Genomic DNA, 18,190 nt, shown 5'->3' with positions numbered 1-18,190 from the left:
CCTCCCGGCCGGGGCCGAACCGCCTCCCGGCGGGGGGCCGACCGGCCCCGCGCGGCGCCCGCGGCCACGCCGCAATACCTGACTCGCGGGTAGGCCGAAGGTGCCGTCGCGGGCGACCTTCGACACGCGCGGTGCCCACCTGGTTCTACCGCGGCATGGCCGGGCGCCGCTCGGCACGTTGTCCGCGGATGCCGACGTAGCCGCCTGAGCAGGTAATACATCGGACTTCACGAGTGGACCTCGGTGAACCATCCGGCGGAACACAGGATGCTAGCCGCTGCCTGGATTACCGCGGGTAGCCGCGCCCGGTCGGACTTTCGGCCCTATCACTGGCCGTCCGCCCATAAATGTAGGATGTTGATGTCGATCAGTCATCGACGCCCGGGTCGGGGCGATTACCGGCCCCAATCTTCTCCGCAGCGTGGCCGCGAGACGTCCGCGCGGCCACTGATCCCACAATTCCGCGTTTCCGACAATCGGAGGACGACGGCGTGACCGACAACGCCGCGGCAGCTCAGCCGCTGCACGTGCAGGGTCGAGACGCAGTAATCGCCGCTTCGCAGGGCGTGACCTGGCGCGACGGAGAGCCCCCTGACTATCACCTGTCCCACCAGACCATGCCGGCGGAACGCTCCGTGCACCACGAGCCCGGTTCGCTCGCCGACATCGTGGAGCGGGTCGTCCAGGTCTTCGAGATGGAGCTGTCCCACAAGAAGAACCCGTCCGAGTGGGTCAGCATGGTGGCCGACAAGGTCGCGGTCAGCGTCAACGGCGGGCCCAGGGTGGGCAGCGCCGAGCTGGCCGAGCGGGGCAGCTACAACGTCCTGATCGGGGAGAACCCGTACTACTCGGCCGCCGAAGAGTCCTTCGAGTCGTCGCATGACGTGTTCCACGAGGCATTCCCCGGGGGCTTCTTCTGGGAGGTTCTGGAGGTCTACTCACCGCCGCCCGTGATCACATTCAAGTGGCGGCACTGGGGCACCTTCAGCGGTCCCTACAAGGGAGTCGAGCCGACCGGCGAACGCATTGAGATGTACGGCGTGACGGTGGCCCACGTTACCGACGACCTGCGCCTCACCGATACCCAGCACTTCTACGACAACACCGATTTCCTGGGCCAGCTCGCCCGCGGTCAGCTCGCGCCCAACCCGCACGCCCACCAGTAGGAACCGCACCACCGGCCCCGGCCGGGCGCCGCCGGGGACTCAGCTACCCCAGCCGCCCGCCGGGGCTCCGGTCGTGGTGGATGCGGTGGCGGCGGAGGTGGAGGTAGAGGAGTCCGCGGCGGTCGCGGCGCCGACGGCGGCGACCTCCGCGTCGGTGAGCTCCACCCAGCCGGCGTCGACGTTGGCGTCGAGATGGCGGATCTTCGACGTGCCCGGGATCGGCAGGAGCACCGACGAGCGGCGTAGCAGCCAGGCGAGTGCGACCTGCGCGACGTCCGCGTCATGCGCGGCGGCGATGGTGCCGAGCACCGGGCCGAGGCGCTCGCCGACCAGCACCGGCGCCCAGGGCAGGAACGCCAGTCCGTCGCGCTCGCAGACGGCCAGCACCGCCTCCGCCGCCCGATCTCCGGCGTTGTAGCGGTTCTGCACGCTGACCACCTCGCCGAGCGAGCGGGCGAGTGCGAGCTGCTCCGGCGTCACGTTCGACACGCCGATGTGGCGGACCTTGCCCTCGCGCTGGAGGTCGAGAAAGGCCCCGACGGTGTCCTCGTACGGCACCTGCGGGTCGGGCACGTGCACCTGGTAAAGATCGATGGCCTCGACCCGCAGTCGGCGCAGGCTCTTGTCGCATTCGGCCCGGATGTGCTCGGGGCGGCCCAGCGGCGGCAGGCTCGTCGTCCCCGGGGCGACCTTCCCCGGCCGGAAGCCCGCCTTCGTGGTGATGAGCAGGTCCTCGGGATACGGGTGCAGGGCCTCGGCGATGATCTCCTCAGACTCGCCGTAGCCGTAGATGTTCGCGGTGTCGATGAGGTTGACGCCGCGTTCGTACACCCGGCGGGTGAGCGCGACGGCCTGCGCCCGGTCGCGGACCCCCTCGGCGTTGCGGGCGCCGGAGATCCGCATCGCGCCGAAGCCGAGGCGGCGCACGGTGTGGCCGGCCAGGCGGAACGTGCCGGTCGTGGTGTCGTCGAGGGTGCGGTAAGCCATGTCTCGATCACAGGCCTCTCGTGGGCGCGATGGCGGTGGATCCCGGGGCTGTTTGCCCGACAGCGGCACCAGACGAGGCGATGTGGGACCGTACGTCAGGTGGTCGACGGTTCGTTTGCCAGCCCGCGCGGCCCGTCCGGGACGGCGTGCCGGCGGGTGCCGCTGCGGCTGGGGGGCGATCCGCCGCGGCGCGCCGCGACGGCGGATCGGTGACCACAGTGCACACCCCGCCATTAGAGCACTAAGTTAACTACCAGATCACGGTTAACTACCAGATCGCGGATTCCGGCCGCCGGCCCGTCTGCCCGCCCCCCGAGGCGACAGCAGGCGAGGCAATACAGCTTACTGATTATACTTTGAGTCGATCCCGTCGTCGCGAGCCCCACCCGCCGGCGAACGGGCCGCCGCCCGGCCTGGCCGGCCCGCGGGCCACCGTCCTTCCGAGAGGAACTCACGTGCAGATCGCGGATTCAGTCGCAGTGGTGACCGGCGGGGCATCCGGCCTCGGCCTCGCCACCGCCACCCGGCTCGTCGACGCCGGCGCGAGCGTCGTCCTGCTCGACCTCCCCAGCTCCAACGGGGCTGCGGTCGCGGAGAAGCTCGGCAGCGCCGTGCGCTTCAGCCCCGGCGACGTCACCTCCCCCGCGGACGTCACCGCGGCGCTGGATGCGGCCGCCGAACTCGGCCCGCTGCGGATCGCCGTCAACTGTGCGGGGATCGGCAACGCCGCCAAGACGCTCGGCAAGGAGGGGCCGTTCCCGCTGGAGATCTTCGAGCGGGTCGTCCGGGTGAACCTGATCGGCTCGTTCAACGTCATCCGGCTCGCGGCGGAGCGGATCAGCAAGGCCGAGGAGACCGAGGGCGAGCGCGGCGTCATCATCAACACCGCCTCGGTGGCGGCGTTCGAGGGCCAGGTCGGCCAGGCGGCGTACTCCGCCTCCAAGGGCGGCATCGTCGGCATGACCCTGCCGATCGCCCGGGACCTGGCCAACCTGAAGATCCGGGTGGTCACCATCGCCCCCGGCCTGTTCGACACCCCCCTGCTCGCCTCCCTGCCGGAGCCGGCCCGCATCTCCCTCGGCCAGCAGGTGCCGCACCCCTCCCGGCTGGGCTCCCCCGACGAGTACGGCCTGCTCGCCACCCAGATCATCGTCAACCCGATGCTCAACGGCGAGACGATCCGCCTCGACGGCGCGATCCGGATGGCACCCAGGTAGTCCGGATGGCACCCAGGTAGATCGGATGGCACCCAGGTAGATCGCCGCGGACCTGTGGTACGCGCAGTGCGCTGCGGTGCGATGCGCACGGTCTGCAGGCTTGCGACCGTGCACAGCGCACCGCAACGAACCCATCCCGCGCGAACGAGACGCCCTCGACGGGGCGGCTAGCTTCCCGAGCCCAGGGCGGGAACGGTCTGGGCGGGGCCGCCGCGCTGGGCGGGCACCGCGGGACTTGCCGCCCACCTCGGCCGCCGCCGCTGCGCCGGGCGTTCGACCAGGTAGTAGGAGCCGGCGGCGAGCGCCGTGCTCAGCACGATCGCGATCAGGACCTGTGGCAGGCTCCCCAGCCTGTCGCCGAAGTGGTCCCGGACCGTGCCGGTGACCGGGAAGTGCCACAGGTAGAACGCGTAGGAGATGCGGCCGAACCAGGCCATCGGCGCGCTGCCGAGCACGATCGCGAGCGGCGCGTCGCGCCGCCGGTCGACGGCGAGGATGACCAGCCCGGCCAGCAGCGCGACACCGGTGAAACCGCCCAGATCCATCGCGGTGATCCCGTCGCCGGGCTCGGGAGCGGCGACGGCGAGCACCACCAGGGCAGCCAGCGCGACCGGCCCGCCCACCGCCAGCAGCGCCCCGACGAGCGCCCGAACCATCGAGTGGCAGAAGGCGTCCGCCTCGACGTCGGCGACGACCACCCCGTCGGGGCGGCGCAGCACGTCGAGGCGCAGCAGGGTGCGCACGGTCGTCGCGCCCTCCCGCCGGCGGCAGAAGGCCGCGAAGTCGTGCTCGCCGACCAGCAGCAACGCCGCCGCGGCCATCGCCGGTACGTCCACCGGCCGCGGCCAGGCGAGCGTGTCGAATCGTCGCAGCGGCTCGGCGCCGTACGGGGCGTCGGTGATGCGGTAGGCGTAGCGCCGGGACAGCGCCGAGAACCGGGCATCGAACCCGGCCGGGGCGGGGGCGAGGCCGGTGACCCGGACCGACCGGTCGAGGACGCCGTTGAGCCGCCGGGCGAGCCCGCCGAGCGGCACGTCCGTGGGGAGGTCGACGTGGGCCACCTGCCCGGCGGCGTGTACCCCGGAATCGGTGCGCCCGGCCACCGTCAGGCGTACGGCCGGCAGCCGGGCGACCCGGATGAGGGCGTCCTCCACGTCGCCCTGCACGGTCCGCTGGCCGGGCTGGCGGGCCCAGCCGGCGAACGGCGTGCCGTCGTAGGCGATGTCCAGGCGCAGCCGGACTAGGCCCGCCGCCCTCGTCGTCACGTCCGTCACGGCGCCGGGCACCGCGTGTGGCAGGCGCGGACCGGATCCCACGACATCGGACATCTGTCTCTCCCGGTACGGCGTCGTGCCGGTGGGGCACGACGCGACGGACCCGACGGCACCCCGACGGCACCCCGACGATGAAACGAACACGGCGACACGAAACACGGCGACATGAACGGCGAAGGCCCGCCGCCCATGATGGGCGGCGGGCCTTGCGGGAGCTACTGGCGGGACCCGGGCAGCGGCGGCAGTCCGCGTCCCCGACCAGGGATCGCCGTGGTCAGGACTTCGACTCGGCCGAACCGTCGTCGTCCGTCAGGTCGACGGTGGCCGCCGACGTCTCGGCCGCCTGGGCGGTGAGCGTCTCCTCGGCGGGGGCCGGCTCGTCGGCGGACTGCGCGGCCACGGCGGCGGCAGTCGGCGACTCGCTCGCCAGGTCCTCGGCGGCCTCGGCGGTCGCGCCGGTCGGCTTGCGCCGCTCGGCGAAGCGGGTACCCCGGGCGCGCTCGGCCTCGCCGACGGCCTGCTGGCCGACGGTCAGCGCCTCGACCAGCTCGATGCGGGCCAGCGGGGCGTTGTCACCCTTGCGGTTGCCGAGCTTGACGATCCGGGTGTAGCCACCGTCGCGGTTGGCGTAACGCGGACCGATCTCGGTGAACAGGGTGTGCACCACCGAGTTGTCCCGCACGTGGCGCATGACGCGGCGCCGAGCGTGCAGGTCGCCGCGCTTGGCGAAGGTCACCAGCCGCTCGGCGTACGGGCGCAGCCGCTTGGCCTTGGCCTCGGTGGTGGTGATGCCGCCGTGCTCGAACAGCGCGGTGGCGAGGTTGGCCAGCAGCAGCCGCTCATGTGCGGGGCTGCCGCCGAGCCGGGCGCCCTTCGTTGGCGTGGGCATGATGAGTGCTCCTCGTTCCTTTCACTGTCCCGCCAGGCTGCCCGCCCGTAGGACGGCGGCGTGCGCCACCGGAGGTCGTCGAGGGCCCCCGCCGGTGGGCGGGGGCCCTCGTGAAGGTCAGTACTGTTCGGTTTCGACGAACTCCGCGCCGTCGTCGGACGGGTCGGAGAACGACGGGTTGTAGCTGTCGGTGCCGTAGGTGTCGACGGCCTGACGCGGGTCGAACCCGGGCGGAGAGTCCTTGAGCTGCAGGCCCATCGCGCCGAGCTTCGTCTTGACCTCGTCGATCGACTTCTGCCCGAAGTTGCGGATGTCGAGCAGATCGGCCTCGCTGCGGGACACCAGCTCGCCGATCGTGTGGATGCCCTCGCGCTTGAGGCAGTTGTAGGAGCGGACGGTCAGGTCCATCTCCTCGATCGGCAGCGCGAGGTCGGCCGCCAGCGCCGCGTCCGCGGCCGACGGGCCGATGTCCACGCCTTCCGCCTCGGCGTTGAGCTCCTGGGCCAGCCCGAACAGGCCGACCAGGGTCTTGCCGGCACTCGCCATCGCATCGCGCGGGGAGATCGACGGCTTCGTTTCGACGTCGACGATGAGCCGGTCGAAGTCGGTGCGCTGCTCGACGCGGGTCGCCTCGACCTTGTAGGTCACCTTCAGCACCGGCGAGTAGATCGAGTCGATCGGAATCCGCCCGATCTCCTGGCCGGCCTGCTTGTTCTGGGCCGCGCTGACGTACCCGCGGCCCCGCTCGACGGTCAGCTCGATCTCGAGCTTGCCCTTGTCGTTGAGGGTGGCCAGGCGCAGCTCGGGGCTGTGCACCTCGACGCCGGCCGGCGGGGCGATGTCCGCCGCCGTGACCTCGCCGGGGCCCTGCTTGCGCAGGTACATCACCGTCGGCTCGTCGTTGTCGGAGCTGACGACCAGTTCCTTGAGGTTCAGGATCAGGTCGGTCACGTCTTCCTTGACACCGGGCACGGTGGAGAACTCGTGCAGCACCCCGTCGATGCGGATGCTGGTCACCGAGGCGCCGGGGATGGAGGACAGCAGGGTCCGGCGCAGCGAGTTGCCGAGCGTGTAGCCGAAGCCCGGCTCCAGCGGCTCGATCACGAAACGTGACCGGAACTCGGAGATCGGGTCCTCGACGAGGGTGGGACGCTGAGCGATCAGCATTTTGCGATCCTTCCGACCACGGCGACCGCCATATGACGCCGTGTGGGACAGGCTCCCGGTTCGGGAGCCGGCGGGTGGGACATCGGTCCGTCCCACCCGCGGGTCCGGTGCCCGCCCGCCCACCCGGTGAACCACCCGGGCGGCGCGCACGGCACCGGTTGTCGCTCCTCCAGTGTGCCTCGCCGCCACGCGGCGGTGGCGGCGGGCACGGTGCCACCGGTTCGATGGCGGGAGGACGGCTCGCCCCCGCCGCCGGCGGGGGCGGCTGGGCCTACTTGGAGTAGAGCTCGACGATCAACTGCTCCTGGACCTGGGTGTCGATGACCTGCCGGGCCGGCAGGGAGTGCACCAGGATCCGCATCTGGCTCGGGATGGACTCCAGCCACGCCGGGACGGCCCGGCCCTGGCCCGCGGTCTCCCGGGCGACGATGAACGGGGTGAGCTCCCGGGCCTTCGGCGCGATCTCGACGATGTCGTTCTCGCTGATCCGGTAGCTCGGGATGTCGACCTTGCGCCCGTTGACCTGGACGTGGCCGTGCCGGACGGCCTGGCGGGCGGCGTCGCGGGACGGCGCGAAGCCACCCCGGTAGACGACGTTGTCGAGCCGCGACTCGAGGATCTTCAGCAGCTCGTCACCGGTCTTGCCGGCCCGCCGGTTCGCCTCGTCGTAGTAGCCCCGGAACTGCTTCTCCAGGATGCCGTAGATCCGCGCGCACTTCTGCTTCTCGCGCTTCTGCAGCAGGTACTCGGAGTCCTTGGTGCGGCCCCGACCGTGCTCGCCCGGCGGGTAGGGCCGGATCTCGATCGGGCACTTCGGGGTGTCGCACTTGCTGCCCTTGAGGAACAGCTTCGTCTTCTCGCGGCGGCAACGCTTGCAGTCCGCGCCGGTGTAACGGGCCATCTAGTCCTTCTCTCTCGTCTCCTGGCGCGAACTCGAACGCGACGCCACGACTCCGGCCGGGGCGCCACCCCGACCGCGGTCGTCACGCCGCACGATCACACCCTGCGCCGCTTCGGCGGGCGGCAACCGTTGTGGGGTGTCGGGGTGACGTCCTGAATCGCCCCGACCTCCAGGCCGGCGGCCTGCAACGAGCGGATCGCGGTCTCCCGGCCGGAGCCGGGGCCCTTCACGAACACGTCGACCTTGCGCATCCCGTGCTCCTGCGCCTTGCGGGCCGCGTTCTCGGCGGCCATCTGCGCGGCGAAGGGGGTGGACTTCCGGGAGCCCTTGAAGCCGACGTGGCCGGCGGAGGCCCAGGAGATCACGTTCCCACTGGGATCGGTGATCGAAACGATCGTGTTGTTGAAGGTGCTCTTGATGTGGGCGTGCCCGTGGGCGACGTTCTTCTTTTCCTTGCGCCGGACCTTCTTGGCGCCGGCGGCGCGAGTCTTGGGAGGCATCTTCGCGTGTGGTCTCCGTCTGCGAGGTCGTCGATCAGTGGTCGTCCGAGGCCGGGCCGAGTGGCCCGCCGGGCGCCCTGACTACTTCTTGCCGGCCTTCTTCTTACCGGCGATGGCACGGCGCGGGCCCTTGCGGGTGCGGGCGTTGGTGTGCGTCCGCTGACCGTGGACCGGCAGGTTCCGCCGGTGCCGCAGCCCCTGGTAGCAGCCGATCTCCATCTTGCGGCGGATGTCCTGCTTGATCTCCCGGTTGAGGTCGCCCTCCACCCGGTAGTTCGCATCGATCCACTCGCGCAGCCGGACGATCTCGTCCTCGCTCAGGTCGCGGACGCGGGTGTCCGGGTTGACCCCGGTGGCGGCGAGGGTCTCCCGGGACCGGGTACGGCCGATCCCGAAGATGTAGGTCAGGGCGATCTCAACCCGCTTCTCGCGGGGGAGGTCAACGCCGGAGAGGCGTGCCATGTACGGCTGTTTCCTTCCTGCAACCGAAGGTCTCGGGCGATGCCGTCCCAACCGGCGTGGTGCCGGCCGGGCCCCGGCCTCCGACCAGGGGTGAGACGTCCGTGACGGACGCCTGGCATCGCTTGGGTGCGGTGCCCGCTCACCCGGGCCGCCAGGACGCGCACGCGCGCCCCGACGACGGGGAGAGGAGCACCCGCCAGTGGCCGCTTAGCCCTGACGCTGCTTGTGACGAAGGTTGTCGCAGATGACCATGACACGCCCGTGGCGGCGGATCACCTTGCACTTGTCACACATCTTCTTGACGCTGGGCTTGACCTTCACGGCTGTTGCGAACCTCCTGCGCAGCCGCGGGCCGCGCGTGGCGATGAGTAGTGGTACGGGCGATGAGGAGGAGATCGACTACTTGTAGCGGTAGACGATGCGGCCGCGAGACAGGTCGTAGGGCGAGAGCTCGACCACGACGCGGTCCTCCGGCAGGATCCGGATGTAGTGCTGACGCATCTTGCCGCTGATGTGGGCGAGAACGCGATGACCGTTCTGGAGCTCGACCCGAAACATTGCGTTCGGGAGCGGCTCCACCACACGGCCCTCGATCTCGATGGCCCCGTCCTTCTTCGGCATGTCCTCCGCTGTCCTGACGTCGACGACTGAATCGGCGGTTCGGCCGCGACCGGTCGAGCTGCCCGGACTTCCGTCCGGAAAGACCCAGGTCAGAGGCCCGGACCCCAGGAGGGACCACGGACCGCCAACCACACTGCCACCGACCGCAACTGCCACGTTTCAGGACTGCTATCGACGCGGTGGAGCACACCGGCGTGAGGAGACCGCCAACTGAAGAGTGTACGTGGCCCATCCGTCAAGGGCCAACACAGGCTCAGCCGATACCGGACGGGGCGTCGGCGGGCTGCCCGCAGGCGACGCCGAGCTCGGCAAGCCGAGCGACCCCACCGTCGGGCTCGGTCAGCACCCAGGGGCCCCGCGCAGTGATCGCCACCGAGTGCTCGGTGTGCGCGGCGAGGCTGCCGTCCTGGGTCACGACGGTCCAGTCGTCGGAGAGCACAGTCGTCTCCGGCGAGCCCGTGGTGATCATCGGCTCGATCGCCAGCGCCAGCCCTTCGACCAGGCGGATGCCGCGGCCGGGCCGGCCGTAGTTCAGCACGTGCGGGGGCTGGTGCATCTCGGTGCCGATGCCGTGGCCGCCGTAGTGGTCGACGATGCCGTAGCCGTGCGGGCGGATGTGGCGCTCCACAGCGGCACTGATGTCGGTGAGCTTGCCGCCGAGCTGGGCCGCGGCCAGGCCGGCCCACAGCGAGCCCTCACAGGCCGCGATCAGGTCGAGGGCCTCCCGGGACACCTCACCGACCGGGACGGTGATCGCCGCGTCCCCGTGCCAGCCGTCCACGATCGCGCCGCAGTCGATCGAGATGATGTCGCCCTCGCGCAGCACCCGCCTGCGCGACGGGATCGCGTGGACGACCTCGTCATTGACCGAACTACAGATCGACGCCGGGTACGGCGGCTGGGCATAGCCCTTGAACGAGGGGATCCCACCGTCGCCACGGATCGTGCTCTCCGCCAGCGCGTCGAGGTCCGCTGTCGTCACCCCGGGGGCGACCGCCTCGCGCAGCCGGGCCAGCGTCTTGGCGACGAGCAGGCCGGCCACCCGCATCTTGGCGATCTCCGCCGTGGTCTTGATCTGGACGTGCTCTCGTCGCGCCACGCTCTCGCCTCGGTCTGTGTCCGTGTCCTGGTCCGATACCCGATGTTAACCGGTGACCCGATACCGGCAACACGGACGATCGCCGGAAGCGCCGACGCCCACCCCGAGGGCGGGCGGGTGCTGGGCCGCGGGCGGCTCAGTCCCCGTAGTGCCGCAGCGCGTCGAGCGCGCGATCGGTGACGTTGTCCACCGGGCCGGTGGCATCGATGCCGATCAGGATGCCCTTCTCGGCGTAGTACGCCACCAGCGGCGATGTCTGGTCCGCGTACACCTCGAGCCGGTGGCGTACGGTCTCGGCCTGGTCGTCGTCGCGCTGGAACAGGTCACCGCCGCACCGGTCGCACAGGCCCTCGACCGACGGCGGGTCGAAGTCGAGATGCCAGATGTGACCGCAGGCGCGGCACGTCCGCCGGCCGGAGAGCCGCCGTACCACCTCGTCGTCGTCGACGACGAGCTCAAGGACCACATCCAGCCGGGTCCCCATCCCGTCGAGCATCACCCCGAGCACCTCGGCCTGGGGCACGTTGCGGGGGAACCCGTCGAGCAGGAAGCCCTTGACTGCGTCGTCCTCGGCGAGCCGGTTGCGAACCATCCCGATGGTGACCTCGTCGGGCACGAGATCACCGGCATCCATGAAGGTCTTGGCCTTGACGCCCAGTTCGGTTCCCTGTCGCACGTTCGCTCGGAAGATGTCCCCAGTCGAGATCTTGGGGATGGACCGCGCCTGGGCAATGAACGCGGCCTGCGTACCCTTTCCGGCACCGGGCGGTCCCACCAGTACGAGGCGCACTACCGGAGGAAACCTTCGTAATTGCGGAGCATGAGCTGGCTTTCGATCTGCTTCACGGTTTCCAGCCCTACCCCCACCATGATCAGAACCGAGGTGCCCGCGAAGGGGAACGGCTGGTCCTTGGTCAGGTTCAACAGCGCCAACGGAAGGACCGTGATCACCCCGAGGAACAGCGAGCCGGGGAGAGTGATCCGGTCTAGTACGTGTTTGAGGTACTCCGCCGTGGGGTTGCCCGGTCTGATCCCGGGGATGAACCCGCCATACTTCTTCATGTTGTCCGCGACCTCCGTTGGGTTGAAGGTGATCGCAACATAGAAGTAGGTGAAGGCGATGATGAGTGCGAAGTACGTCACGAGGTAGAGCGGATGGTCCCCACGAGAGAGATACCTCTGCTCGAAGTCCTGAAAGCCCTGGTTGCTCCACACCTGCCCGGCCAGCTGCGGGAGCTGGAGCAGGGAGGAGGCGAAGATGACGGGGATGATCCCGGCCTGGTTGACCTTGATCGGCAGATAGGTCGAGGTGCCCCCGTACATCCGCCGGCCGATCAGCCGCTTCGCGTACTGGACCGGGATCCGTCGCTGGGACTGCTCGACGAACACCACAAAGACCATGATCGCGAGCCCCAGCAGAATCACCAGGCTGAACACCACGCCACCGGCGACCTGGAGGATCCGGCTGCCCTCGGAGGGAAGTCGCGCCGCGATCGAGGTGAAGATCAGCAGAGACATCCCGTTGCCGACGCCACGCGCCGTGATCAGCTCGCCCATCCACATGATGACCGAGGTACCGGCGGTCATCGTGATGACGATCGTCGCGACCCGGAACAGGCTCGTGTCCGGGATGATGGCGGCCGAGCAGCTCGGGAAGAGCCGTCCGCTGCGGGCCAGCGCCACGATGCCGGTCGCCTGCAGGACGCCGAGCGCGATCGTCAGGTACCGGGTGTACTGGGTGAGCTTCTGCTCGCCCGAGCTGCCTTCCTTCTTGAGCTGCTCGAGGCGGGGGATCACGACGACGAGCAACTGGATGATGATGCTCGAGGTGATGTAGGGCATGATGCCCAGCGCGAAGATGGAGAGCTGCAGCAGTGCGCCGCCGCTGAACAAGTTGATCAGCGAGTAGACGTTGCTGCTGTCGGCGCTCGCGCTGTTGAGGCAGGTGTTGACCGCGCGGGTTGAGACGCCGGGCGACGGCATGACGCTGCCGAACCGGAACAGCACCACGATCCCGACGGTGAACAGCAGCTTTTTGCGCAGGTCAGGAGTGCGGAATGCCCGCGTGAAGGCGGTGAGCACGGCTCCTCCTGCTGGGATTGCGGACCGACGGGGAGTGGACAACCTGCCCGGTGCGGAGCGCCCACGGCGGCCGGCGGCCGACGTCGGTTAGGCGACTGTAACAGGACACCCGGTCCACTCGTCCGGACATCACGCCCAGTAAGCAGTGGTGGCCGGGAAGAACCAGTCTGATGCCGGTGCGCGCCGGCCGTTTGCGTGGGATGCCCGGACAAGCAGGGCGAGGGACGGCCGTGGGCCGTCCCTCGCCCGAGGTCTCAACTCTGGGTGACGCTCCCGCCGGCAGCCGCGATCTTCTCCCGCGCGGATGCCGAGAACGCGTCGGCGCTGACGTGCAGCGCGACGTCGATGTCGCCGTTGCCCAGCACCTTCACCGGCAGCTTGGCGCGCACGGCCCCCTTGGCCACGAGGTCGGCCTTGGCCACCTCGCCGCCCTCGGGGAACAGCTCGGCCAGCGCGGACAGGTTCACCACCTGGTATTCCACCCGGGCCGGGTTGCTGAAGCCCTTGAGCTTGGGCAGCCGCATGTGCAGCGGCATCTGGCCACCCTCGAACCGGGCGGGCACCTGCTTGCGGGCCTTGGAGCCCTTGGTGCCACGGCCGGCCGTCTTGCCCTTGGAGCCCTCACCGCGACCGACGCGGATTCGGCTGCGGTGGGCGCCGGGCGCCGGACGCAGGTGATGCACCTTCAGGCCGCGGCCACGCTCGGTCTGCGCCGAGCCGGCGTCGCCCTTGGCGGTCTCACCTTCGGCGGTCTTGGTCAGTTCGGCCATGGCTAGGAGTCCACCTCCTCGACCCGAACAAGATGGGTCACAGTCCTGATCATCCCGCGGACCTCGGGACGGTCGTCACGGACGGTCGTGGCGTTGATCTTTCGCAGGCCGAGGGTCCGCAGCGTGGCCCGCTGGTTGTGGGTGCCGCCGATCCCCGAACGGATCTGCGTGATGCGCAGCTTGGCCATCACACACCGGCCCCGGCCGCGCGGGCGCGCAGCATGGCCGGCGGGGCGACGTCCTCGAGCGGCAGGCCGCGTCGGGCCGCGATCTCCTCGGGCCGCATGAGACCGCGCAGGGCGGCCACCGTCGCGTGCACGATGTTGATCGGGTTCGACGAGCCGAGCGACTTCGACAGTACGTCGTGCACGCCGGCGCACTCCAGCACGGCGCGCACCGGACCGCCGGCGATCACACCGGTACCGGGCGAGGCCGGCTTGAGCAGGACGACGCCCGCCGCCTCCTCACCCTGCACCGGGTGCGGGATCGTCGAGCCGATCCGGGGCACCTTGAAGAAGTGCTTCTTGGCCTCCTCGACGCCCTTGGCAATGGCGGCGGGGACTTCCTTGGCCTTGCCGTAGCCGACGCCGACGGTCCCGTCGGCGTCACCGACCACGACGAGGGCCGTGAAGCTGAAGCGACGACCACCCTTGACGACCTTGGCGACGCGGTTGATCGCGACGACCCGCTCGACGTAGGCGTTCTTCTCCTGGGCCGGGCCGCCGCCCGACCGGTCCCGGCGTTCCCGACGGTCCGAGCCGCCGGTCCCGCCGCCGCGGCGCTGCTGGCCTGGCATCTACAACATCTCCCTGTGCTGGCTGAACTGGGTGGCTTGCGGCTGGGCGGTCATCAGAAGTCCAGCCCGCTTTCCCGCGCCGCATCCGCGAGCGCGGCGATCCGACCGGCGTAGGTCCGGCCGCCACGGTCGAACACGACCGCGTCGATCCCGGCCGCCTTCGCCCGCTGGGCGACCAGTTCGCCGACCTTGCGGGCCTGGGCCGACTTGTCGCCCTCGCCGCTGCGCAGGGTGACGTCCAGGGTGGACGCCGAGGCAAGCGTGCGGCCGGCGACGTCGTCGATGACCTGGGCGTAGATGTGCCGCGAGGACCGGGTGACGACGAGCCGGGGACGGGACTGGGTGCCCGCCACCTTCTTGCGCACGCGGACATGCCGACGGAGCTTCGCGGTCCGCCGACGCGCGCTGGCGCCGAGGCTCACTGCCATGATCTATCTCCTACTTCCCGGTCTTCCCGACCTTGCGGCGGACGACCTCGCCCTGGTAGCGCACGCCCTTGCCCTTGTACGGGTCGGGCTTGCGCAATCCGCGGATCTTCGCGGAGACCTCGCCGACCAACTGCTTGTCGATCCCGTGGACGACGAAGCGGGTCGGGGTCTGCACCTCGAAGCGGATGCCCTCGGGGGCCTTGACCGGGACGGGGTGGCTGTAGCCGAGCGCGAACTCCAGGTCGGAGCCCTTCGCCTGGACGCGGTAACCGACGCCGACGATCTCCAGGGTCTTGGAGTACCCGGCGGTGACGCCGGTGACCATGTTGGAGACCAGGGTGCGGGTCAGGCCGTGCAGCGAGCGGGACCGACGTTCGTCATCCGGGCGGGTCACCAAGAGCTGACCCTCCTCCCGGTTGACCCCGATCGGCTCGACCACGACGTGGCTAAGGGTGCCCTTGGGCCCCTTGACGGTAACGGTCGCCCCCTCGACGGTGATGTCGACACCGCTGGGGACGGGAATGGGCAGGCGCCCGATCCGAGACATCGCTCGCCTTCCTTACCAGACGTAGGCGAGGACTTCCCCGCCCACGCCCCGCTTGCCCGCCTGCTTGTCGGTCAGCAGCCCCGACGAGGTGGAGATGATGGCAACGCCCAGTCCCCCGAGCACCTTGGGGAGGTTCGTTGCCTTGGCGTAGACCCGCAGGCCCGGCTTGCTGATGCGCTTGATCCCCGCGATCGAACGCTCGCGGTTCGGGCCGTACTTCAGATCGATGACCAGGGTGTGGCCCACGCCGCCAGCCAGGGTCGCGTCGTCGACGTGCCAGCTGGAGATGTAGCCCTCCTGCTGGAGGATCTCGGCGATATGTGTCTTGATCTTGCTATGCGGCATCACCACATTGTCGTGGTAAGCCCGGCTGGCGTTGCGGACACGCGTGAGCATGTCCGCAATCGGGTCGGTCATCGTCATGGCTTGACGCCTTTCTCGCGGCGGTTCCCGCCGGTGCCGGGGATCGTCCCCGGCAGCCGTCGTGTGGGCCTGCCGCGATCGGGGGAGGTGCGGAGGTGAAGCGGTCTATCTGGAAGCTCCCGCATGTGCCGGGAAACTCCCGCGTCTACCCAGGAGCTCCCGCGTTTACCAGGAGCTCTTGGTGATGCCGGGCAGCTCGCCGCGGTGCGCCATCTGCCGCAGGCAGACCCGGCAGAGTCCGAAGACCCGGTACACCGAGCGGGAGCGGCCGCAACGCTGGCAGCGTGTGTACCCGCGCACCGCGTACTTCGGCTTACGGTTCGACTTCTCGATCAGTGCCTTCTTGGCCATCTTCTAGTTCTCCCGGAAGGGGAAGCCCAGCGCCCGCAGGAGCGCCCGGCCCTCGTCGTCGGTGGTCGCGGTGGTGACGACCGTGATGTCCATGCCGCGAACCCGGTCGATCCGGTCGATGTCGATCTCGTGGAAGATCGACTGCTCGATGACGCCGAACGTGTAGTTGCCCGCGCCGTCGAACTGCTTCGGCGACAACCCGCGGAAGTCACGGATACGCGGCAGCGCGATGGAGACCAGGCGGTCGAGGAACTCCCACATCCGGTCGCCGCGCAGGGTCACCTTCGCCCCGATCGGCATGCCCTCACGCAGCTTGAACTGGGCGATGGACTTCTTCGCCCGCCGCACGGCCGGCTTCTGGCCGGTGATCGCGGCCAGGTCGCGCACGGCGCCGTCGATGAGCTTCGCGTCCCGGGCGGCGTCGCCGACGCCCATGTTGACGACGACCTTCACGACGCCGGGGATCTGCATGACGTTGCGGTAGGAGAACTCCTCCCGCAGCGTCGGGGCGATCTCGTCGCGGTACCGCTGCTTGAGCCGTGGGACCGGGCGAGCACCGGTGGTCCGGTCTTCGGTGGTCACAGTCATTTGATCTCGATTCCCAACTGCTCGACTGCTCGCTCGGCCTACAGCTCGGCGCCGGTGCGCCGGGAGATGCGGACCTTGGTGCCGTCGTCGTTGATGCGGTACCCGATCCTGGTGGGCCGTCCGTCCGACGGGTCGACGATCATCACGTTGCTCACGTGGATCGGCGCCTCCTGGGTGACGATCCCACCGGACTGCGAGCCACGCGCGCTCTGCTCGGCGCGGGTGTGCCGGGTGATCCGGTTCGCGCCCTCGACGAGGACCTTGTTCAGCTCGGGGTAGGCCCGGATGACCTTCCCCTTCAGGCCGCGGTCCTTGCCGGTGATGATCTGGACCGTGTCACCCTTCTTGATCTTCAAAGTGGCCACGGTCACAGCACCTCCGGCGCCAGCGAGATGATCTTCATGAACTTCTTGTCGCGCAGCTCCCGGCCGACCGGCCCGAAGATGCGGGTGCCCCGGGGGTCACCACCGTCCCGGATGAGCACCGCCGCGTTCTCGTCGAAACGGATGTAGGAGCCGTCCGGTCGCCGACGCTCCTTGGTGGTGCGCACCACGACCGCCTTGACCACGTCGCCGCGCTTCACGCCGGCGCCGGGCAGGGCATCCTTGACCGTGCCGACGATGATGTCGCCGATCCCTGCGTAACGACGCCCAGAGCCGCCAAGCACTCGGATGCAGAGAATCTCCCGCGCTCCGGTGTTGTCGGCGACCCGAAGTCGCGACTCCTGCTGAATCACTTTCCGCTCCTGATCACCCGGTACCGCTGATCAACCGGTACTGCATCGGACCCGGTCACCCGGGCGCCGGGGGCCACCTCGCCCCCAAGGGCTGCCTCGCCCCGAAACTATTTGGCCTTCTCCAGGACCTGCACGACCCGCCACCGCTTGGTGGCCGACAACGGCCGGGTCTCCATCAGCAGCACGCGGTCGCCGACACCGGTGGTGCCGTGCTCGTCGTGCGCCTTGACCTTCTTCGTCCGGCGGATCGTCTTGCCGTACAGCGGGTGCTGCACGCGGTCCTCGACCGCGACCACGACGGTCTTGGTCATCTTGTCGCTGACCACGAGGCCCTCGCGGACCTTGCGGAAGCCGCGGTCCGTGACCGCCACCTCGGTGTTCTGCGAGGCCTCCTGGGAGGCCGTCTCGTCTGCCACTGCCCTCACGCCCGTTCCGACTGCGTCGCGTCATCGTCCGCCGTGCCGGCGACCAGCGCCGGATCGCCGGATATACCCAGCTCCCGTTCGCGCATCACCGTGTAGATCTTGGCGATGTCACGCCGAACGGCCCGCAGCCGCCGGTTGTTGGAAAGCTGCCCGGTCGCCGCCTGGAACCGGAGGTTGAACAGCTCCTCCTTGGCCTCCCGGAGCTTGTCGACGAGCTCGTCGCCCGACAGGCTCCGCAGCTCGTCCGCGGTAGCGACAGCCATCACGCACCACCTTCACGAACCACGAAACGGCACTTCATCGGCAGCTTGTGGATCGCGCGCCGCATCGCCTCCTTGGCCACGGGCTCCGCGACTCCGGACAGCTCGAACAACACCCGGCCCGGCTTGACGTTCGCGACCCACCACTCGGGCGAGCCCTTGCCGGAACCCATCCGGGTCTCGGCGGGCTTCTTGGTCAGCGGCCGGTCCGGGTAGATGTTGATCCACACCTTGCCACCACGGCGGATGTGGCGGGTCATCGCGATACGCGCCGACTCGATCTGCCGGTTCGTCACGTAGGCCGACTCCAGGGCCTGGATCCCGTACTCGCCAAATGTGACGCGGGTTCCGCCCTTGGCCGCACCGGTCCGCCCGGGGTGGTGCTGCTTGCGGTGCGCGACCTTCCGGGGAATCAACATGATCTATTCCTCCGCCTTCTCCGCGGTGCCCGTCGTCGCGGGGGCGGTCGGCGTGGCGGCCGCCTCGGGCGCGGCGGCGGCG

The 18,190-nt window shown here is 69.7% G+C and carries 27 protein-coding genes; 2 read left to right on the top strand and 25 right to left on the bottom strand.

The window, feature by feature from the left end; genetic code table 11:
* The first annotated feature begins 491 nt into the window (after positions 1–491).
* Positions 492–1,166: an ester cyclase gene (locus tag ND748_RS10620; protein WP_251745502.1), complete on the top strand. Its 675-nt coding sequence runs from the start codon at positions 492–494 to the stop codon at positions 1,164–1,166.
* Between the two features lie 39 nt (positions 1,167–1,205).
* Here ND748_RS10620 and ND748_RS10615 read toward each other — a convergent pair whose 3' ends face one another.
* A complete protein-coding gene (locus tag ND748_RS10615; protein WP_251745501.1) occupies positions 1,206–2,153 on the bottom strand; it encodes an aldo/keto reductase in 948 nt (315 codons plus the stop codon).
* Positions 2,154–2,608: 455 nt separating this feature from the next.
* On the opposite strand from ND748_RS10615, the gene ND748_RS10610 reads away from it, so the two are divergent.
* Positions 2,609–3,370 (top strand): 3-hydroxyacyl-CoA dehydrogenase, encoded by a 762-nt coding sequence (locus ND748_RS10610; protein ID WP_251745500.1) that lies wholly within the window; start codon positions 2,609–2,611, stop codon positions 3,368–3,370.
* A gap of 167 nt (positions 3,371–3,537) precedes the next feature.
* Here the strand turns inward: ND748_RS10610 and truA are convergent, their stop codons facing one another.
* The 24 genes from truA to rplP all read right to left on the bottom strand — a co-directional run bounded on the left by truA (position 3,538) and on the right by rplP (position 18,108).
* Entirely contained in the window at positions 3,538–4,698 is a 1,161-nt protein-coding gene (gene truA, locus ND748_RS35005) for a tRNA pseudouridine(38-40) synthase TruA (RefSeq protein ID WP_374215889.1), read from the bottom strand.
* Between the two features lie 220 nt (positions 4,699–4,918).
* On the bottom strand, positions 4,919–5,533 hold the full coding sequence (gene rplQ, locus ND748_RS10600) for a 50S ribosomal protein L17 (protein ID WP_251745499.1): 615 nt from the start codon (positions 5,531–5,533) through the stop codon (positions 4,919–4,921).
* A gap of 117 nt (positions 5,534–5,650) precedes the next feature.
* A complete protein-coding gene (locus ND748_RS10595; protein ID WP_251745498.1) occupies positions 5,651–6,700 on the bottom strand; it encodes a DNA-directed RNA polymerase subunit alpha in 1,050 nt (349 codons plus the stop codon).
* Positions 6,701–6,971: 271 nt separating this feature from the next.
* A complete protein-coding gene (gene rpsD, locus ND748_RS10590; protein WP_011602317.1) occupies positions 6,972–7,601 on the bottom strand; it encodes a 30S ribosomal protein S4 in 630 nt (209 codons plus the stop codon).
* Positions 7,602–7,696: 95 nt separating this feature from the next.
* On the bottom strand, positions 7,697–8,101 hold the full coding sequence (rpsK, locus tag ND748_RS10585) for a 30S ribosomal protein S11 (RefSeq protein ID WP_011435061.1): 405 nt from the start codon (positions 8,099–8,101) through the stop codon (positions 7,697–7,699).
* 81 nt (positions 8,102–8,182) lie between these two features.
* Positions 8,183–8,563 (bottom strand): 30S ribosomal protein S13, encoded by a 381-nt coding sequence (gene rpsM / locus ND748_RS10580; RefSeq protein ID WP_009740504.1) that lies wholly within the window; start codon positions 8,561–8,563, stop codon positions 8,183–8,185.
* Positions 8,564–8,770: 207 nt separating this feature from the next.
* Complete coding sequence (gene rpmJ / locus ND748_RS10575) at positions 8,771–8,884, bottom strand: 50S ribosomal protein L36 (protein WP_251745497.1); 114 nt, start codon at positions 8,882–8,884, stop codon at positions 8,771–8,773.
* 78 nt (positions 8,885–8,962) lie between these two features.
* The gene (gene infA, locus ND748_RS10570) at positions 8,963–9,184 is read right to left on the bottom strand and encodes a translation initiation factor IF-1 (RefSeq protein ID WP_006541558.1); all 222 of its coding nucleotides are present in this window, start codon (positions 9,182–9,184) and stop codon (positions 8,963–8,965) included.
* 253 nt (positions 9,185–9,437) lie between these two features.
* On the bottom strand, positions 9,438–10,283 hold the full coding sequence (gene map, locus ND748_RS10565; RefSeq protein ID WP_251745496.1) for a type I methionyl aminopeptidase: 846 nt from the start codon (positions 10,281–10,283) through the stop codon (positions 9,438–9,440).
* A 136-nt stretch (positions 10,284–10,419) separates the two neighbouring features.
* On the bottom strand, positions 10,420–11,073 hold the full coding sequence (locus ND748_RS10560; protein WP_251745495.1) for an adenylate kinase: 654 nt from the start codon (positions 11,071–11,073) through the stop codon (positions 10,420–10,422).
* Positions 11,073–12,365, bottom strand: a complete 1,293-nt coding sequence (gene secY / locus ND748_RS10555; RefSeq protein ID WP_011602314.1) for a preprotein translocase subunit SecY — start codon at positions 12,363–12,365, stop codon at positions 11,073–11,075. The genes ND748_RS10560 and secY overlap by 1 nt, the downstream gene beginning before the upstream one ends.
* A 254-nt stretch (positions 12,366–12,619) precedes the next feature.
* On the bottom strand, positions 12,620–13,135 hold the full coding sequence (rplO, locus tag ND748_RS10550) for a 50S ribosomal protein L15 (RefSeq protein WP_251745494.1): 516 nt from the start codon (positions 13,133–13,135) through the stop codon (positions 12,620–12,622).
* 2 nt (positions 13,136–13,137) lie between these two features.
* Positions 13,138–13,323: a 50S ribosomal protein L30 gene (gene rpmD, locus ND748_RS10545; RefSeq protein WP_011602312.1), complete on the bottom strand. Its 186-nt coding sequence runs from the start codon at positions 13,321–13,323 to the stop codon at positions 13,138–13,140.
* Positions 13,323–13,931, bottom strand: coding sequence for a 30S ribosomal protein S5 (gene rpsE, locus ND748_RS10540; protein ID WP_251745493.1), 609 nt, complete (start codon positions 13,929–13,931; stop codon positions 13,323–13,325). The genes rpmD and rpsE overlap by 1 nt, the downstream gene beginning before the upstream one ends.
* A gap of 53 nt (positions 13,932–13,984) precedes the next feature.
* On the bottom strand, positions 13,985–14,359 hold the full coding sequence (gene rplR, locus ND748_RS10535; protein WP_251745492.1) for a 50S ribosomal protein L18: 375 nt from the start codon (positions 14,357–14,359) through the stop codon (positions 13,985–13,987).
* A 10-nt stretch (positions 14,360–14,369) separates the two neighbouring features.
* A complete protein-coding gene (rplF, locus tag ND748_RS10530) occupies positions 14,370–14,906 on the bottom strand; it encodes a 50S ribosomal protein L6 (protein WP_251745491.1) in 537 nt (178 codons plus the stop codon).
* A gap of 12 nt (positions 14,907–14,918) precedes the next feature.
* On the bottom strand, positions 14,919–15,329 hold the full coding sequence (gene rpsH / locus ND748_RS10525; RefSeq protein WP_251745490.1) for a 30S ribosomal protein S8: 411 nt from the start codon (positions 15,327–15,329) through the stop codon (positions 14,919–14,921).
* 165 nt (positions 15,330–15,494) lie between these two features.
* Positions 15,495–15,680, bottom strand: coding sequence for a type Z 30S ribosomal protein S14 (locus ND748_RS10520; RefSeq protein WP_011602308.1), 186 nt, complete (start codon positions 15,678–15,680; stop codon positions 15,495–15,497).
* A gap of 3 nt (positions 15,681–15,683) precedes the next feature.
* Positions 15,684–16,268 (bottom strand): 50S ribosomal protein L5, encoded by a 585-nt coding sequence (rplE, locus tag ND748_RS10515; RefSeq protein ID WP_251745489.1) that lies wholly within the window; start codon positions 16,266–16,268, stop codon positions 15,684–15,686.
* Positions 16,269–16,306: 38 nt separating this feature from the next.
* Positions 16,307–16,633, bottom strand: a complete 327-nt coding sequence (rplX, locus tag ND748_RS10510) for a 50S ribosomal protein L24 (protein WP_251745488.1) — start codon at positions 16,631–16,633, stop codon at positions 16,307–16,309.
* Between the two features lie 2 nt (positions 16,634–16,635).
* On the bottom strand, positions 16,636–17,004 hold the full coding sequence (gene rplN, locus ND748_RS10505) for a 50S ribosomal protein L14 (RefSeq protein ID WP_009740518.1): 369 nt from the start codon (positions 17,002–17,004) through the stop codon (positions 16,636–16,638).
* Between the two features lie 107 nt (positions 17,005–17,111).
* Positions 17,112–17,420, bottom strand: a complete 309-nt coding sequence (rpsQ, locus tag ND748_RS10500) for a 30S ribosomal protein S17 (RefSeq protein WP_251745503.1) — start codon at positions 17,418–17,420, stop codon at positions 17,112–17,114.
* Positions 17,421–17,425: 5 nt separating this feature from the next.
* Entirely contained in the window at positions 17,426–17,695 is a 270-nt protein-coding gene (gene rpmC / locus ND748_RS10495; protein WP_374215888.1) for a 50S ribosomal protein L29, read from the bottom strand.
* Entirely contained in the window at positions 17,692–18,108 is a 417-nt protein-coding gene (rplP, locus tag ND748_RS10490) for a 50S ribosomal protein L16 (RefSeq protein ID WP_251745486.1), read from the bottom strand. Before rplP ends, rpmC begins: the two co-directional genes overlap by 4 nt.
* Positions 18,109–18,190 lie beyond the last annotated feature (82 nt).

This window comes from Frankia sp. AiPs1 (assembly GCF_023716945.1).
GTDB lineage: Bacteria > Actinomycetota > Actinomycetes > Frankiales > Frankiaceae > Frankia.
This window is presented reverse-complemented; position numbering and strand designations above follow the sequence as displayed.

Coding starts and splice junctions, on each gene's coding strand:
- ND748_RS10615 (WP_251745501.1), bottom strand. CDS start 2,153: ATGGCTTACCGCACCCTCGACGACACCACGACCGGCACGTTCCGCCTG.
- truA (WP_374215889.1), bottom strand. CDS start 4,698: ATGTCCGATGTCGTGGGATCCGGTCCGCGCCTGCCACACGCGGTGCCC.
- rplQ (WP_251745499.1), bottom strand. CDS start 5,533: ATGCCCACGCCAACGAAGGGCGCCCGGCTCGGCGGCAGCCCCGCACAT.
- ND748_RS10595 (WP_251745498.1), bottom strand. CDS start 6,700: ATGCTGATCGCTCAGCGTCCCACCCTCGTCGAGGACCCGATCTCCGAG.
- rpsD (WP_011602317.1), bottom strand. CDS start 7,601: ATGGCCCGTTACACCGGCGCGGACTGCAAGCGTTGCCGCCGCGAGAAG.
- rpsK (WP_011435061.1), bottom strand. CDS start 8,101: ATGCCTCCCAAGACTCGCGCCGCCGGCGCCAAGAAGGTCCGGCGCAAG.
- rpsM (WP_009740504.1), bottom strand. CDS start 8,563: ATGGCACGCCTCTCCGGCGTTGACCTCCCCCGCGAGAAGCGGGTTGAG.
- infA (WP_006541558.1), bottom strand. CDS start 9,184: ATGCCGAAGAAGGACGGGGCCATCGAGATCGAGGGCCGTGTGGTGGAG.
- rplO (WP_251745494.1), bottom strand. CDS start 13,135: ATGGCCGAACTGACCAAGACCGCCGAAGGTGAGACCGCCAAGGGCGAC.
- rpmD (WP_011602312.1), bottom strand. CDS start 13,323: ATGGCCAAGCTGCGCATCACGCAGATCCGTTCGGGGATCGGCGGCACC.
- rpsE (WP_251745493.1), bottom strand. CDS start 13,931: ATGCCAGGCCAGCAGCGCCGCGGCGGCGGGACCGGCGGCTCGGACCGT.
- rplR (WP_251745492.1), bottom strand. CDS start 14,359: ATGGCAGTGAGCCTCGGCGCCAGCGCGCGTCGGCGGACCGCGAAGCTC.
- rplF (WP_251745491.1), bottom strand. CDS start 14,906: ATGTCTCGGATCGGGCGCCTGCCCATTCCCGTCCCCAGCGGTGTCGAC.
- rpsH (WP_251745490.1), bottom strand. CDS start 15,329: ATGACGATGACCGACCCGATTGCGGACATGCTCACGCGTGTCCGCAAC.
- ND748_RS10520 (WP_011602308.1), bottom strand. CDS start 15,680: ATGGCCAAGAAGGCACTGATCGAGAAGTCGAACCGTAAGCCGAAGTAC.
- rplE (WP_251745489.1), bottom strand. CDS start 16,268: ATGACTGTGACCACCGAAGACCGGACCACCGGTGCTCGCCCGGTCCCA.
- rplP (WP_251745486.1), bottom strand. CDS start 18,108: ATGTTGATTCCCCGGAAGGTCGCGCACCGCAAGCAGCACCACCCCGGG.